This is a genomic window from Lederbergia sp. B243.17, assembly GCF_057657925.1.
In genome coordinates this window covers 15,762-30,546 of record NZ_JBWBKF010000014.1, presented here as the reverse complement: position 1 = coordinate 30,546, position 14,785 = coordinate 15,762, and the positions used below count along the sequence as shown (strand labels likewise).

Below are 14,785 nucleotides of genomic sequence, written 5' to 3'. Positions count from 1 at the left end.
TTTTATAGTTTTTTTGCGAATAAGGTAGCGAAGTGATTAACAAGGCGTGGATTCTAAAGGGAATATTGTAACAGCGGCTCCCACAAAAAAAGGGAGTTGTCCCAGAAGTCAGGCTAAGCCGACCTTCCAGACAACTCCCATTTTTTCATTTATCGTGCGGAGTATCCGCCATCAATGACGAGTTCGCCGCCAGTGATGTAAGAAGCTTCATCAGAAGCGAGGAACAGAATTGCGTTTGCGACTTCTTCAGGCTGCCCGAGCCGCCCCATTGGAGTGGCACGAACCAGCATGTCCATTGCGTCTTTGTATTCGGTCAGGTTTGCCGTCATCGGTGTTTCGATGACACCCGGGAATACCGTGTTGACGCGGATGTTGTATTGGCCCAGCTCAGCTGCGGCTGCACGCGCGATAGCACGCAGGGATCCTTTAGATGCGGAGTAATGGTTAAAGCCGGAGCCGATGATTGCTGTGTAAGAGCATGTGTTGACGATTGATCCTTTGCCGGCTTCCTTCATATATTTCGATGCATGTTTGATGCCGAGGAACGGACCGAAAGAATTGATTTTGTGCATTAGAGCCCAATCCGCATCAGTAATTTGATCAGGTGTTTTTTCGGAAGAGATTCCGGCATTGTTGATTAAAATATCGATACGGCCGTATTTATCTTTGATTGCTTTTGTCACCTCAGCCCAATTCTCGTCTGAAGTCACATCAAGTTTCATTCCTTCAACATTGTCGAGTTCAGCGATTTTCGCCAAGTTTTCCTCGTTGATATCGGCTGCAATGACAGTCGCTCCTTCACCGGCGAACAATTTGGCCATGGAAGCTCCCATTCCGGATGCTCCACCTGTGATGATAACGATTTTGTCTTGTAAACGGTTCATAGCCATTCTCCTTTAACATAAGTGTGTGGCCGTCTGCCAGATTTGACGGCATGTTCCCGGATAGTATGGGCTGCTTTTGCATCCGCAATTCGGGAACAATCCGGCAGGGTCATCCTTATTGTGCATGATGGTCAGAAATCTGTCATCTTTTGAGACGGGTTTATCCGTTTTCGTTCCTTTTTCGCCACAATATTTTTGTCAAAATATCCGATGTGTATCACGCCGGCAATTTTTTCACCCGGGGCAACACCGATTGCTTCCCGGAATTTCGGGTCATAAATATGCCCGGGAGTTTTCCAAACCATGCCGAGGTCCTTTTCCCATGCAAGCAGCTGCAGATTCTGAAGCATGCAGCTTGTGGCGGCAAAGTCCTCTTCCCACACTTTCTGGCGCGGATCCTCATCCATGACGACTACAAGGAAAGCCGGCACATTGATGAATTTATTGCGCATTGCCTCGTGTTTGCTCTTTTCATGGCATTGCAGCACCGTATCAATAAATGCTTCTTTCCGGTCGCCTGAGATGAAAATAAAACGCCATGGCTCCCGGACTTTATGCGTCGGGGCCCAAACCGCGTCTTCCAAAAGGGAGAGGACGAGTTCGCGGCTCACTTCCTTGTCGAGATAGCCATTTTTGACCGATGTCCGTTCACGGATCACATCTGCAACAGAACTTGTTGTCATCATCAATTATTCTTCCTCCTGCTCATTAACTGAGAACCATTTTCATTTATCATATCAATGATCCGAAAGGAAAGCAATGAGATGGACAACCTCAAGAATGGATCAGTTTTACCGGTGCCGGCCGCTCCTCTGAAAAGCTGTACGCATGCAATATTTTACCCTTCGCTTCTTCTGCCGATTCCCCGTTGCTGTGGATGGTAGCGATCGCTTCTCCCTTTTTAACCGGATCGCCGATTTTCTTGTGAAGAACAACGCCAACCGCCAGATCGATAACCGATTCCTTCGTTGCCCGTCCTGCCCCAAGGATCATGGCGGCAATTCCAATTTCGTCAGCCAGTATTCCGCTCACATAGCCGTCGACCGGCGCTTCAACGTCTATCTTATAAGATGCCTGCGGCAATTTCGACAAGTCGTCAATGACGGAGCTGTCCCCGCCCTGTGAGGAGAGGAATAGCTTGAACTTCTCGAATGCTTCTCCATTTTTGATCACGTTTTCCAGCATACTCCGCGCTTCCTCCTCAGACGCTGCCTTTCCGGCAAGTACAGCCATTTTGCTTCCAAGTACAAGGCAGAGTTCCTGGAGATCGGCCGGCCCTTCACCTTTTAACGTCTCCGCCGCTTCTTTCACCTCGAGCGCATTTCCGACCGCATATCCGAGAGGCTGGCTCATGTCGGAAATGACGGCCATCGTCTGCCGGCCGACACGGCTGCCGATTTCAACCATTGCCGCAGCGAGCGCCTTGGCGTCATCCATATTTTTCATAAAGGCCCCGGAGCCGACTTTCACGTCAAGGACAATCGCATCTGCTCCCGCAGCGATTTTCTTACTCATGATCGAGCTTGCGATCAACGGAATGGAATTGACTGTTGCTGTGACATCGCGAAGTCCATATATCTTTTTATCGGCCGGTGTCAGGTTTCCTGTCTGGCCGACAACTGCCACTTTGTTTTGGTTCACAAGATCAATGAATTGCTGATCAGAGATTTCCACATGAAAACCCGGGACAGCCTCAAGCTTGTCAAGCGTTCCTCCAGTATGGCCGAGCCCTCTGCCTGACATTTTCGCAACCGGAATTCCGAGGGCTGCCACCATCGGCGCCAGAATTAGTGTTGTCGTATCGCCGACCCCGCCAGTCGAGTGCTTGTCGACCTTGATTCCCCCGATGGCAGAAAGGTCGATTTGGTCTCCCGATTCAACCATTGCCATCGTCAGTTCCGCTGTTTCTTCCGGGCTCATTCCCCGGAAATAGACCGCCATCAGGAAAGCCGCCATCTGATAATCCGGAATGGAACCATCCGTATACCCTTCAATGACGAAACGGATCTCCTCTTTTTCCAGTGGAAGCCCATCTCTTTTTTTCGCTAAAATATCAACCATTCTCACGCGGGTCACTCCTTTTCAATTCGATCTGCAAAACGCTTACTTTCCTTCATTATCAAAGGTTCTGATGCAGATGTCAAAAAGGAGAAAGTTTTTCAAAAAACATTGCCACAACCCGATGAAGATATGCGATGATAGAGTTATTCAGTATGCAAGAGAGGAGTTTATATTAATGAAAGAAGAAGCAATCGGCTGGATTAAATCCTTCGCTGTTGCCATCATTCTCGTCGTGGTCGTGCGCACCTTTTTGTTTTCACCTGTGCTTGTCGACGGGGCATCCATGGAACCGACACTCCATGACCGGGAGAGGGTCATTATGAGCAAGACTGTGTCCTGGATCGGGGAAGCGGACAGAGGAGATATTGTGATTATTTCTGCTCCTGAAGAAAAAACACATTATGTGAAAAGGGTGATTGCTGTACCGGGGGATATCATTGAAATGCGGGATGACGTGCTCTTGTTGAACGGCGAAAAAGTAAGTGAGCCTTATTTGGAAGAAAACCGGAAGCAGGCAGCGAAGCGCGGAATGAAACTGACCGAGGATTTTGGCCCGATTGAGGTTCCGGATGAGGAATACTTTGTCATGGGCGACAATCGCTACCGCAGCAAGGACAGCCGCAATGCACTCGGCTTCATTCAAAAAGAGCAGATCATCGGAAAGAGCAAATTCGTCATCTTCCCATTCGGCGAGATCCGCTCCATCCGCTAAGAGAACCTGTCTCTGTTCCTGAGACAGGTTTTTCCATGCCGGGCCAATGCCTGTTTTGGTATACTGGGGATGAATAACTGCATGGCAAGGAGAATACATACATGAAATTGCGTAGAATTTGGGCGGCCTCAGGCATCCTCCTCGCTATCCTCGCGGGCCTTTATTTCGGCCTCGGGCATGAGAGTGAGGCATCTGTGGCCAAGCCGGTTCCATTCCCGCTGAAGCAGTCGGCCAGCCTGCTAAAAGAAGCTCCAAAAAAGATCGAGCTGACGGATTTGCATCTCAATGCAAAATCAGCCGTTCTGCTTGATGCGGATACGGGACGTATTTTATACGGAGAAGAGATTGACCTGCCGCTTCCGATTGCCAGCATGTCAAAAATCATGACGGAACTGCTTGTCCTTGATGCGATTGAGCAAGGGGAAATTGGATGGTCGGACCGGGTTCTGCCAAGCGATTATGCACTGGCGATTTCCGCTGCTCCAGGACTCGCAGCAGTCCGGCTTGAACCGGGAAAGGACTATACCGTAAAGGAACTTTTTGATGCAATGGCCATCCATTCCGCCAATGACGCGGCCATAGCCCTCTCTGAAACGGTGGCGGGCAGCGAAAAGGACTTTGTTGTGCTGATGAACAACAAGGCGAAAGAACTCGGCTTCACACATGCCTCCTTTGTCAACAGCTCCGGCTTGAATAACGAAGATTTGGGCGACTATTTTTCAACGGGCGGAAAAAACGAAACGAATATGATGACGGCAAAAGAACTTGCCTTGCTCTCGCAGCATCTGCTCGAATATCATCCGGAAATTCTCGACATCACTGAACAGACCGTGCTCACTTTCGCTGAGGATACGTACGGGAACACGAACCGGATGCTGCCTGGCGGCGAAGAAACAACGACCGGCTTTGATGGCGTCGACGGGCTGAAGACCGGTTTCACCGATGAGGCCGGCTACTGTTTTACCGGCACGGTAAAAAGGGACGATACTCGTCTCATATCAGTTGTGATCGGCACCCCGACGATCGATGCCCGTTTTGCCGAAACGAAGCGGCTGTATGAAGAAGCATTTGCTGCCATGGGGATCTAACCGCTGGCAGCAAAAAAAGCAGGCATGTGTGGTGCACTTGGGGTGCACTACAATAACGCCTGCTTTTTTTATAACTTTATGCTTCGATCATCTTGAGTACGCGTGCCGGGTTTCCGCCGACTACCGCGTTGTTCGGCACATCTTTTGTTACTACTGCGCCTGAGGCGATGACGGCATTATCACCGATCGTCACGCCCGGATTGATGACAGCTCTGCCGCCGATCCAGACATTATGGCCGATCTTGACTGGTTTCGCATACTCTTTCCCTGAATTCCGTTCGTTCGGATCAAGCGGATGTGTCGCCGTATAAATGTGGACACCCGGTGCAAGCATACAATTATCACCGATTCTGATTTCACACACATCGAGAAAGACACAGTCAAAATTGGCAAAGAAGTTTTCCCCTACATGCAAATTATAGCCATAGTCAAAACGGATGCTCGGCTCCATAAAAACATTTTCTCCTGTCGATCCGAGCAAATCCTTGAGAATCCTCTTTCGTTTCTCGCTCTCTGTCTCAGGTGTTTCATTGTAAAGCCTTACCTTCCGTCTCGCCTCCTGACGGTCTTCGGCAAGTACAGGATCTGCCGGGTCATACATCTCCCCCGCCAGCATCTTTTCTTTCTCAGTCCGCATCTCCCTGTCCCCCTGTCCTGGATTCATCGTGATTATACCAGAACTCTCAATAAAGCAGCAGGACGAATTTCTTTACATCTTTCCATTTACACCATGGGGAAAATAGGGTAAAGTTAGAAGTCGAGTTTTCCATAATAACTTAACTTTCTCGATTAATTGTTAGAAAATTATTATAGTGAGAAAACAAAGGGCTCTAACAATCAACTGTCAGTTATGGAAACAAAAAGATTTTGACAGTCAAGATGAGAAAGAAGTATTATATTAACATATTTAAGGAGGACAGGATAATGTCAAATATCAGCAAACAGAAAATTGTTGAAAGTGTGCCGCAGACCGGATTCTTCGGACATCCGAAAGGGCTTTTCACTTTATTTTTCACAGAATTCTGGGAGCGGTTCTCCTACTATGGAATGAGAGCCATCCTCGTATTCTATATGTACTATGAAGTCTCAAAAGGCGGTCTTGGACTCGACCAGAATATCGCCCTTGCCATTATGTCCATTTACGGATCTCTCGTATACATGTCGGGGATCATCGGCGGATGGCTTGCGGACCGGATCTTCGGTACATCGAAAGCGGTCTTCTACGGCGGGGTTTTGATCATGCTCGGTCATATCGCCCTTGCCATTCCAGGAAACTTGGCACTGTTCTTCACTTCCATGGTTCTGATCGTTTTGGGGACAGGTTTGCTGAAACCGAACGTATCGACCATCGTCGGTGATATGTACAGTGAGGAAGACCAGCGTCGCGACGCCGGATTCAGTATTTTCTACATGGCAATCAACCTGGGCGGCTTCATTTCCCCGCTGATTGTCGGAGAAGTGATGAAAAAGAGCTTCCACCTCGGCTTTGGGATTGCCGCTATTGGTATGTTCTTCGGACTCGTCATCTTCTTGATGACAAAGAAGAAAAACCTTGGACTTGCCGGTACAGCTCCTGGCAACCCGCTTCAGCCATCTGAAAAGAAAAAAGTGTATGGCATGGCTGCAGTCGGTCTCGTTGTCATCGCCATTTTAGTCGGTGTCGGTATTCCAACTGGCATGCTGACATTCAAATCGTTCATTAAATTAATTGGTATTCTCGGCTTCCTCATTCCGACCATCTACTTTATCGTCATGTATAGAAGCCCGAAGACAACAGATGTCGAGCGCTCAAGAATCTTGGCATACATTCCGCTTTTCCTTGCTGCTGTTATGTTCTGGTCCATCCAGGAACAAGGATCGACCATCCTGGCCAATTATGCGGATAAACGGACACAGCTTCACATTGCAGGATTTGACATTTCGCCCGCATGGTTCCAATCGCTGAACCCGCTTTTCATCATTATTTTTGCTCCCGTGTTTGCGGGTCTATGGGTCAAGCTTGGTGACCGCCAGCCATCGGTTCCCCGGAAATTCTCGCTTGGGCTTTTGTTCGCAGGCCTGTCTTTCCTTGTGATCCTGCTGCCAGCCTACTTCGGCGGAGAGAATTCACTCGTGAATCCGCTCTGGCTCGTGCTCAGCTACTTTATTGTCGTAATCGGAGAACTTTGCCTGTCCCCTGTCGGACTATCGGCAACGACGAAGCTTGCGCCTGCTGCCTTCTCGGCACAGACAATGAGCCTCTGGTTCCTGTCCAATGCTGCGGCACAGGCGATGAACGCCCAGATTGTCAACTTTTACAAGCCTGAAACTGAGATGATTTACTTTGGTGTCATTGGAGGAGCGGCCATCGTTCTTTCCGTTATCCTGTTCCTCATCTCCCCGATGATTCAGCGCTTTATGAAAGGCGTCAAATAAGCTCTTAAAAAAGCAGGAGAAGAAAACGTCTCGTTTTTCTTCTCCTGCTTTTTTCTGTCTTGAAATGTTCTCCCTTTGTCTCTATCCATTTGCCAGGATTTCAAGCGGTCCTTCTTGTGCAGCCAATCCACAGCTTCAATGCTGAGGGTGGATCATGCGCTGGATATCTCCTAAACCTATAGGTACAAATCATTTATCTTTCTGCCCCTCTTCGTGTTTCATAACAAAAAGGAACGGGAAGTATGATAGGGCGTCAATTGTATCGATTTGCTTGCCGGCTAATTAGCATGGGGGTGGATGAACCGTTCCTTTTCATAAAGTGTACAACTAATAAAAATGAATAAAGCATTCATCAAACTTCCACTTTTGACGTCAAGACATAGCGTGTTATAATGTCCAAGTACATATTTATTCATGATTCGTGTATTAGACCGGTCAAAATGTTGTACATCATTCTTTTATCCGCAAGGAGCGGATTGACAGTAGATAAGGAGATTCGATATGGACAAGAAAAATAGAACATGGGAAATGCCCCATACATTTTTAATCGTCTTTTTTGTTGTGCTGTTTGCCGGCCTATTGACCTACCTCGTGCCGGTCGGACAGTTTGAGACGAAAGACGTGACGTATACCGTCAAAGGGGAGGAAGCGACGAGGACTGTCCTCATCCCGGAGAGCTTTCATTTTTTAAAGGATGACGATGGAAATCTTGTCCGCGAAGGGGCTGCCCTCTTTAAATCAGGAGGGGAAACTGGCTTTCTCAACTATGTGTTCGAAGGATTGACCTCAGGCGACAAGTGGGGATCCGCTGTCGGAGTGGTCGCTTTTATTCTCGTTATCGGCGGTGCGTTCGGCATCGTGATGAGGACACAGGCGATTGAAGAAGGGATCATGACCGTCATTCAGAAAACGAAAGGGCGGGAAGTGCTGATCATCCCGATCCTGTTCACGCTTTTCTCGCTAGGCGGCGCTGTATTTGGGATGGGTGAAGAGGCGATCGCATTTGCCATGATTCTTGCTCCAATGATGGTCACGATCGGCTACGATGCGCTTACAGCTGTCATGATTACATATGTCGCAACACAGATCGGCTTTGCCTCTTCCTGGATGAATCCATTCAGCGTATCGATCGCACAGGGCGTATCCGATATTCCGGTCATGTCGGGTTCCGGCTACCGGATCATCATGTGGATCGTGTTTACCGGATTTGGTATTTTTTATACTTGGCGTTATGCAAATAAGATCAAGAAAGATCCGCAAAGCTCGCTTTCATACAAGACGGATGGTTATTTCCGCAAGCAATCTGCAAATAAAGAATTGAATGTGAAATTCGGTACAGGACACGCTCTTGTCCTTTTGACATTGCTTGCCGGTATCGTTTGGGTTATTTGGGGCGTTACAGAAAAAGGCTACTATATTCCTGAGATTGCCACACAGTTCTTCACAATGGGGCTTGTTGCCGGCCTGATTGGCATCATTTTCAAGTTGAATGGCATGCGTGCGAATGACTTGGCGAACAGCTTCACCGAGGGCGCGAAAGACCTGCTTCCGGCAGCACTGATTGTTGGAATGGCGAAAGGGATCGTCCTCATTCTTGGCGGAGACAGTGCGTCCGAGCCTTCTGTGCTTAATACGGCGCTGTATGGAGCCGGCCAGTTTATCGGCGATTTTCCAACCGTATTGTCCGCCTGGTTCATGTACCTGTTCCAGTCCGTCTTCAACTTCTTCGTTGTTTCCGGTTCTGCACAGGCTGCATTGACGATGCCGCTTATGGCACCGCTCGCCGATATTGCGGGCGTTACCCGCCAGGTAGCTGTACTCGCCTTCCAGCTTGGCGACGGTTTGACGAATATCATTGTGCCTACATCGGCTGCGCTGATGGGAACACTTGGAGCAGCCCGTCTCGATTGGGGCGTCTGGGCAAAATTCATCTTCAAATTCATGCTATGGCTCGTAGCTATCTCCAGTATATTTGTCATTGTAGCCGTATTAATCGGCTATCAATAAGGCGAAACTTCAATGAGCGGGGGCTCCTTCATCCCCCATTCATTATTGGTGGAACAAATCGGACGTTTACTCGCTTTTGCTCCCCACTTACAGTAAGCTAATGCAATAAATAGAGGCTGCAGCAGAATCCCCTTAGAGAAGCGGGTTTCTGTTGCAGCCTTTTTTAGATCTTATTTCATTGTGTCATACAGCGCTTCGATCACTTTCATGTTTTTAACGGTTTCGCGTCCATCATAGGATAGCGGTCCATTGCTCAGAATGCTGTCTGCGAAGTGTTCAATCTGAAGTCTGTACTGATCACCGGGAATTGTTTCCTTTCTTTCATTCCCGTCTGTCCTGACAATGACAAGACCGCCGTCTTCCTCCTTGTCGGGCCGGAATGCGAATGGCACTGAAATCGTCCCCCTTGTGCCGAGCACTTCATATGTATCCTCAGACGAACGCTCAAAGCTGCAATCGAATGAAGCGAGCTTCCCGCCGCTGAATTCAAGGATGCCGGCAGTGTTCAGGTCGACCCCGAGCTCCGGATGGAAATAGGCGGCCGCCTGGACGCTCGCCGGCTCTTCGCCCATGATCATGCGGCTGGCGTGGACACAGTAGCAGCCGACGTCATAGAGAGCCCCGCCCCCTGCCTCACGTTTGAGGCGAATATTATCAGCCTCCGGCTCCAGATAAAACGAGAATGAGGACCGGATCAGCCGGACGTCGCCGATCTCTCCGCTCTTGATGATTTCTTTTACTCTCGCATGCTGGGGATGGAACTGGTACATGAACGCCTCCATGAATTTCACCCCATGCTCTTCGCATGCTGCAGCCATTTCCTCTGCATCTCCGGATGTAAGGGCCGCCGGCTTTTCGCATAGAACATGTTTTTTCGCCTCCGCCGAGCGGATGACCCATTCCTTATGAAGATGGTTAGGCAGCGGAATATAGACTGCATCAATGTCCGGATCAGCCAAAAGTTCCTCATAAGAGGAATAGACCTTTGGAATGTTAAACTCCTTGGCAAATTCCTCGCCTTTCCCACTTCCGCTTGCAATCGCGGCAACTTCCACATTTTCCGAACGCAAAATCGCAGGAATGATCGCCTTTTTTGCGATATTTGCCGCTCCTAAAATACCAAATTTCAGTTTCATGCTTTTCTCCCCTCCATTTTTAATCCTTTGACAGACCCTGCGAATCTCCATTTTTGATAGAATGTCACCATTCAGAGTCCTGAGGATTGCCGACAGAAAAGTCGCAGGTATGACCAAGTATAGCGAATTCATCAAGTATGGCGCCAGCTTTGTGAATGTCCGGGTGATAAGGCCCCCTAGCCTATCATTTCATAAATCTCACTTCTTACTATTTCTAACCACTCCTATTATGAAAAAAAGCCTGCCCCGCATCGGGCCAGACCAAGTTTATTCCATTCTATCAATCATGAGCAGAATTTTCCGCACGCTCCTTCGCTCCCTCATCCGGAGGCCGGGTAAGGAGCAGCTGCTGCTGGTTCAAGGAAAAGAGGCGCTGCACGGAGGACGCAGTCAGCGCCGCACCGTTCTCGATTTTTTCCGCCAGATCGCTGCTCCGCTCGAAAATAATAGAACGGAGATGCTGGAGCTGGCGAAGGACTTTCTCTGTCAGCGCCTCTTGCTTCTCGAGCCGGCCAGCAATACTTTCTCGCTCTTTTTCCCCTATTTCAAATTTCCCCGATAGTTCTTCCTGACTTTCTCCGACTCTCCTGATTTCTGTGAGAGCCTCCTTGCCTGCCGCTTCGATCAGTGCCAGTTTTTCCTCTGCCGCTTCCTGTGCTTTTCTGATTTCCTGTTCTTGGCCGGCAAACTGGGAATACAGTTTTTCGAAGCGCTTTAGCTTGCCGATAATTTCTTTATCTGCACGCAGACTGGCTGCGGCATGGGCATGCATTTTGTCATGGATTTCCTTTTCATCAGTTTCGAGGCTTTTCAACCTGCTGATCATGTCCGCCTCGATGGCTTCTATTTTTTCTTGGCCTTTTTGAAGCTGGATAAGCTGTTTTTGGAGGGATCCGGCTTCCTTTACTTGAGAACGCTCCATCCTCCCCATCAGCCTTTTCAGCTCTTCGAAGGATGCATGCAGCTCCTCATTGGATCGATTTTGTGCCTCCAGCAGCTCGGAAAAATAGTCGACTTCCACTTTTTCCTGATTATCAACCTCAATTCTTCCCTCGTTTTTGAAAATATCGGGATGGTCCCCTTCGTTCATGAATAATACCATCCTGCCTTTCACCTCCCGCCTATTCCTATCCTATGTGCTTCAAGGCAATTTGTTTGCGGGAAGAGGAATCCGATCAAGACTCGAGCTTATGCGACGATATGGCCACCTCGTTCTCGCCATAAATTCTGTAGGCGGAGTGATCCGTCGGTCCCACTCCCCGCTTAAAGTTGAAGGAATGCCGGATAGCCGCTGTAATGAAACACTTTGCCTTTTCAACCGCAGCGGGGACGGATTCTCCTTTTGCCAACTCGGCGGTAATGGCAGCGGAGTATGTACAACCGGCACCGTTCGTATGAATCGTTTCAATCCAGGGAGCTTCGAGGATCGTGAAGCTGCTTCCGTCGAAGAGGACGTCTGTGGCGGGTCCTTCAAGCCGGCCGCCTTTCACCAATACATATTTTGGCCCCAGTTCGTAAAGCTTCGCGGCAGCCTCTTTCAAATCCTCAATCGAACTGAGGGGGCCCGATCCGAGCAACATCGCCGCTTCCGGCATATTCGGCGTAATGATCAGCGCACGCGGAATCAGTTTCACCTTCATTGCTTCAATTGCTTCATCTTTTAAAAGAGCAGATCCCATTTTTCCAACCATGACCGGGTCTACGACAAGATTACGGGCACCCGCTTGCTTTAGCCATCCAGCCGTGTTTTCAATAACCTCACTCGTAAAAAGCATTCCGGTCTTAACCGCATCGGCCCCGATATCCCCGAGCGCTGTATGAACTTGCGCTTCAATCGCCTCAAGCGGCTGAGGGAAAATCCCTTGATCGAGACGGGGATGGGTGGCGACAATTGCCGTAATGGCACTCATTCCAAAAACGCCAAGCTCCTGAAACGTTTTCAGATCTGCCTGGATGCCAGCTCCCCCTCTCGCTGCAGATCCGGCAATTGATAAGGCTGTCGGCTTTTTCTTTTTCATCTTGATCTTCCTTTCTCTCTGATCAAATATATATTCAACATTTTCTTGGGGCAAACTAAGTTGCGGAGGTGAAGAACGTGGCAAACAGCAAAAGGACAGAAAGTGATATTTCAGGACTGCAACCTGACAAGGGGCCAAACTTCGGTGCGAGGATAGAAGCATCCTCCCAAGAACCGCTGACAGAAATGCAGAAGCAGCATAATAAAAAGCGGAAGAAGAATCAATAAAGCGGTCGCGGCAAAACGGAAAAAGTCCGTCTGCCGCAGCCGCTTTTCATTTTGAAACGGATAGTTTAGCTGTCCGCACGCAAAGACTCTTGCATCTTGCCGAGCAGCTCAGATGCGGACATCGTCTTCTCTCCGCCGCCCTGGACGAACGTCTTGCTCCCGCCGCCTTTTCCGTTGATCAGGGATAGGATGCCTGCCGACATGTTCTTCAAATTGAACGGGGCCGCCTCTCCGGCTGCAGCGACAAATTGCAGTTTGTCCTCATTTTCAACAGCGAGAAGTACGGTCAGCTTACCGTCCTCTGCCGCTGCCATTTTGGCCAGCTTCTGCAGGCTTTGGATGCTTCTTAAGCGATAATGGCCGCTAGCAACACCGGCCTCTGCGCCGGCTGCCAATTCCTTCGCCTCATAGCTGATCAATGCTTCTTCAAGCTCCTCGGTTCTTTTCTCAAGCAGCCGGTTCGCTTCCAGCAGCTTTGCGGCCGCCTGCGGGATCTCTTCCTCTGGCGCACTCAACATTTTGGTCATCTCTGACAGAATGGCGTTTTTCTTGCCAAGCTGCCGGAGTACCCGGCCACCGCAAACAAAGTGAACCCTGACTTTCTTCTTCTGCTTTTCTGTCCCGATGATTTTGATTGCCGACACCTCTCCTGTTGAAGCGGGATGTGTTCCGCCGCAGCCATTGTCGTCAAAATCCGGGACGATGACGAGCCGGATCTCCTCTTTGGCACTTACAGGCTTCCTTAGGCTATAAGTGCTTAGTTCAGACTCTGTCACCCATTTGGTTTCCACAGGCCGGTCCTCCAAAATGACCCGATTAGCGAGACCTTGTGCTTCCTCAAGCATTTCCCCGGAAAGCTCATCTGCATCAAGGTCGATTGTCGAAACCTCTTTGCCAAGATGGAAGCTGACCGTCTGTATGCCGAAACGCTCAACGAAGGCGGCCGTCAGCAAGTGCTGGCCGAGATGCTGCTGCATATGGTCAAAGCGTCGATCCCAGTCAATGATCCCCTCGACTGTATCGGCGCCGCCGAGGGTTTCCTCGATATAATGCCGGACCTCGCTCCCTACAGATTCAGCTGCAGTCACCCGAACGCCGTTCAAGGCCCCTGTATCGTGCGGCTGTCCTCCGCCTGTCGGATAAAAAGCGGTATTCGAAAGTACAGCATAACGGCCTTGCTCATCTTCCGCTTCTTTCAGGACTTTTGCGGAAAATGCCCGCCTATACGGATCTATGTAGTAAAGTCTCTCTTTTAACATCCTGGCACTCCCTATCGGACCGACACACGATTGCGGCCGTTTTTTTTGGCATGGTAAAGGGCTTCGTCTGCCCGTGAAAAAATGATTTTAATGTCATCTCCCGCACGAAAGGCGGTCACACCGATACTGATGGTGATCGGCGGATGAAAATCTGGATTTTCAGCAACCTCGTTCCGAAGTTTCTCCGCTTTGGAGTAAACGTCTTTCGGGTAAAGTCCTGTAAGCGCCACCATAAATTCCTCCCCGCCCAACCGTGAAGCAACATCTTTTCCGTCTGCGTACTTTTTCAGCAAATCGGCAAGCTGTTTCAGCACCCGGTCTCCTGCAGGGTGGCCATACTTATCATTGACCTGCTTAAAATGATCAATATCAATCAGCAGAACCGAAAGCGGAAGTCCCTCCTTCGCTTCTTGTATGAGGAGAGCGAGCTTCTCCCGGACGTACCGGCGGTTTCCAAGTTCAGTGAGCGGATCCGTGGATGCCATCTCGGTCAGCTGTTCATTGAGCTTTTCCACTTCCCGCCTCTTCGCCTCGTACTCTTTCAATACATCTTTCAGTTTCGCATTTGCTTCGTCTACCTCTTTTAATATTTTCTCCGTCTGTTCCTTCGCTGCAAGCAGATCGTTCTCATATTCATCCCGCGTATGCATTTTCATAATCACACATTCATAGCGCCCGTCACGCTCGATTGCATTCATCAGGACGGCAAGCCGTCCTTCCTTGCTTTTCAGGAAAAGATACATCTCGTCCACCCGCTTGTACGTCTCGATCAGCGGTGTGAAGTATGTTTGGAGATATATTTTTGACGAGATGGTCAGCAAGGAATGGATGCGGGCCCCCTGCAATTCTTCTTCATCCATTCCCAGCATGTTCTGCATCATTGCATTTGTCTCGGAAATATAGCCATCCTTGTTCATCACAAAATAGCCGCACGGAGCTACGTATAATTGCTTATCCATGATTCCTTCTCCTGTTTCC

14 protein-coding genes are annotated in these 14,785 nt (G+C 49.3%); 5 read left to right on the top strand and 9 right to left on the bottom strand.

The features are described from left to right. Nucleotides 1–149: 149 nt before the first annotated feature. The 3 genes from AC0TWI_RS00850 to AC0TWI_RS00840 all read right to left on the bottom strand — a co-directional run bounded on the left by AC0TWI_RS00850 (nucleotide 150) and on the right by AC0TWI_RS00840 (nucleotide 2,951). Nucleotides 150–884: an SDR family NAD(P)-dependent oxidoreductase gene (locus AC0TWI_RS00850; RefSeq protein ID WP_488124443.1), complete on the bottom strand. Its 735-nt coding sequence runs from the start codon at nucleotides 882–884 to the stop codon at nucleotides 150–152. Between the two features lie 131 nt (nucleotides 885–1,015). Beyond that, complete coding sequence (locus AC0TWI_RS00845; protein WP_488124500.1) at nucleotides 1,016–1,570, bottom strand: nitroreductase family protein; 555 nt, start codon at nucleotides 1,568–1,570, stop codon at nucleotides 1,016–1,018. Nucleotides 1,571–1,658: 88 nt separating this feature from the next. Beyond that, nucleotides 1,659–2,951, bottom strand: a complete 1,293-nt coding sequence (locus tag AC0TWI_RS00840; RefSeq protein WP_488124442.1) for a pyrimidine-nucleoside phosphorylase — start codon at nucleotides 2,949–2,951, stop codon at nucleotides 1,659–1,661. Between the two features lie 169 nt (nucleotides 2,952–3,120). Here AC0TWI_RS00840 and lepB point away from each other — a divergent pair, with 169 nt between their 5' ends. Beyond that, nucleotides 3,121–3,657, top strand: coding sequence for a signal peptidase I (gene lepB / locus AC0TWI_RS00835; RefSeq protein ID WP_488124441.1), 537 nt, complete (start codon nucleotides 3,121–3,123; stop codon nucleotides 3,655–3,657). A 101-nt stretch (nucleotides 3,658–3,758) separates the two neighbouring features. Next, complete coding sequence (locus AC0TWI_RS00830; protein WP_488124440.1) at nucleotides 3,759–4,745, top strand: D-alanyl-D-alanine carboxypeptidase family protein; 987 nt, start codon at nucleotides 3,759–3,761, stop codon at nucleotides 4,743–4,745. 76 nt (nucleotides 4,746–4,821) lie between these two features. On the opposite strand, the gene AC0TWI_RS00825 is transcribed toward AC0TWI_RS00830, so the two are convergent. Further along, nucleotides 4,822–5,382 (bottom strand): maltose acetyltransferase domain-containing protein, encoded by a 561-nt coding sequence (locus tag AC0TWI_RS00825; protein WP_488124439.1) that lies wholly within the window; start codon nucleotides 5,380–5,382, stop codon nucleotides 4,822–4,824. A 287-nt stretch (nucleotides 5,383–5,669) separates the two neighbouring features. Here AC0TWI_RS00825 and AC0TWI_RS00820 point away from each other — a divergent pair, with 287 nt between their 5' ends. Together AC0TWI_RS00820 and yfcC are read left to right on the top strand one after the other, a co-directional pair. Next, nucleotides 5,670–7,160, top strand: coding sequence for a peptide MFS transporter (locus tag AC0TWI_RS00820; protein ID WP_488124438.1), 1,491 nt, complete (start codon nucleotides 5,670–5,672; stop codon nucleotides 7,158–7,160). A gap of 501 nt (nucleotides 7,161–7,661) precedes the next feature. Beyond that, on the top strand, nucleotides 7,662–9,167 hold the full coding sequence (yfcC, locus tag AC0TWI_RS00815; protein ID WP_488124437.1) for a putative basic amino acid antiporter YfcC: 1,506 nt from the start codon (nucleotides 7,662–7,664) through the stop codon (nucleotides 9,165–9,167). Nucleotides 9,168–9,337: 170 nt separating this feature from the next. Here the strand turns inward: yfcC and AC0TWI_RS00810 are convergent, their stop codons facing one another. From AC0TWI_RS00810 to thiD, 3 genes are all read right to left on the bottom strand, one after another. Further along, nucleotides 9,338–10,303, bottom strand: a complete 966-nt coding sequence (locus AC0TWI_RS00810; RefSeq protein ID WP_488124436.1) for a Gfo/Idh/MocA family protein — start codon at nucleotides 10,301–10,303, stop codon at nucleotides 9,338–9,340. Nucleotides 10,304–10,583: 280 nt separating this feature from the next. Next, the gene (locus AC0TWI_RS00805; protein ID WP_488124435.1) at nucleotides 10,584–11,405 is read right to left on the bottom strand and encodes a hypothetical protein; all 822 of its coding nucleotides are present in this window, start codon (nucleotides 11,403–11,405) and stop codon (nucleotides 10,584–10,586) included. 73 nt (nucleotides 11,406–11,478) lie between these two features. Further along, nucleotides 11,479–12,321: a bifunctional hydroxymethylpyrimidine kinase/phosphomethylpyrimidine kinase gene (gene thiD / locus AC0TWI_RS00800; RefSeq protein WP_488124434.1), complete on the bottom strand. Its 843-nt coding sequence runs from the start codon at nucleotides 12,319–12,321 to the stop codon at nucleotides 11,479–11,481. A 77-nt stretch (nucleotides 12,322–12,398) separates the two neighbouring features. Between thiD and sspO the strand changes: the two genes are divergently transcribed. Then, nucleotides 12,399–12,548 carry a small acid-soluble spore protein O gene (sspO, locus tag AC0TWI_RS00795; protein WP_488124433.1) on the top strand — a complete coding sequence of 50 codons (150 nt, stop codon included), beginning with the start codon at nucleotides 12,399–12,401 and terminating at the stop codon, nucleotides 12,546–12,548. Nucleotides 12,549–12,613: 65 nt separating this feature from the next. Here the strand turns inward: sspO and AC0TWI_RS00790 are convergent, their stop codons facing one another. Together AC0TWI_RS00790 and AC0TWI_RS00785 are read right to left on the bottom strand one after the other, a co-directional pair. Further along, nucleotides 12,614–13,807: an alanyl-tRNA editing protein gene (locus AC0TWI_RS00790; RefSeq protein ID WP_488124432.1), complete on the bottom strand. Its 1,194-nt coding sequence runs from the start codon at nucleotides 13,805–13,807 to the stop codon at nucleotides 12,614–12,616. Nucleotides 13,808–13,818: 11 nt separating this feature from the next. After that, on the bottom strand, nucleotides 13,819–14,766 hold the full coding sequence (locus AC0TWI_RS00785) for a sensor domain-containing diguanylate cyclase (protein WP_488124431.1): 948 nt from the start codon (nucleotides 14,764–14,766) through the stop codon (nucleotides 13,819–13,821). Between the last annotated feature and the right edge of the window lie 19 nt (nucleotides 14,767–14,785).

Excerpts from the sequence above, each read along its gene's own strand:
- AC0TWI_RS00850 (WP_488124443.1), bottom strand. The coding sequence starts at position 884 with ATGAACCGTTTACAAGACAAAATCGTTATCATCACAGGTGGAGCATCC.
- AC0TWI_RS00845 (WP_488124500.1), bottom strand. The coding sequence starts at position 1,570 with ATGATGACAACAAGTTCTGTTGCAGATGTGATCCGTGAACGGACATCG.
- lepB (WP_488124441.1), top strand. The coding sequence starts at position 3,121 with ATGAAAGAAGAAGCAATCGGCTGGATTAAATCCTTCGCTGTTGCCATC.
- AC0TWI_RS00830 (WP_488124440.1), top strand. The coding sequence starts at position 3,759 with ATGAAATTGCGTAGAATTTGGGCGGCCTCAGGCATCCTCCTCGCTATC.
- AC0TWI_RS00825 (WP_488124439.1), bottom strand. The coding sequence starts at position 5,382 with ATGCGGACTGAGAAAGAAAAGATGCTGGCGGGGGAGATGTATGACCCG.
- AC0TWI_RS00820 (WP_488124438.1), top strand. The coding sequence starts at position 5,670 with ATGTCAAATATCAGCAAACAGAAAATTGTTGAAAGTGTGCCGCAGACC.
- yfcC (WP_488124437.1), top strand. The coding sequence starts at position 7,662 with ATGGACAAGAAAAATAGAACATGGGAAATGCCCCATACATTTTTAATC.
- AC0TWI_RS00810 (WP_488124436.1), bottom strand. The coding sequence starts at position 10,303 with ATGAAACTGAAATTTGGTATTTTAGGAGCGGCAAATATCGCAAAAAAG.
- AC0TWI_RS00805 (WP_488124435.1), bottom strand. The coding sequence starts at position 11,405 with ATGGTATTATTCATGAACGAAGGGGACCATCCCGATATTTTCAAAAAC.
- thiD (WP_488124434.1), bottom strand. The coding sequence starts at position 12,321 with ATGAAAAAGAAAAAGCCGACAGCCTTATCAATTGCCGGATCTGCAGCG.
- AC0TWI_RS00790 (WP_488124432.1), bottom strand. The coding sequence starts at position 13,807 with ATGTTAAAAGAGAGACTTTACTACATAGATCCGTATAGGCGGGCATTT.
- AC0TWI_RS00785 (WP_488124431.1), bottom strand. The coding sequence starts at position 14,766 with ATGGATAAGCAATTATACGTAGCTCCGTGCGGCTATTTTGTGATGAAC.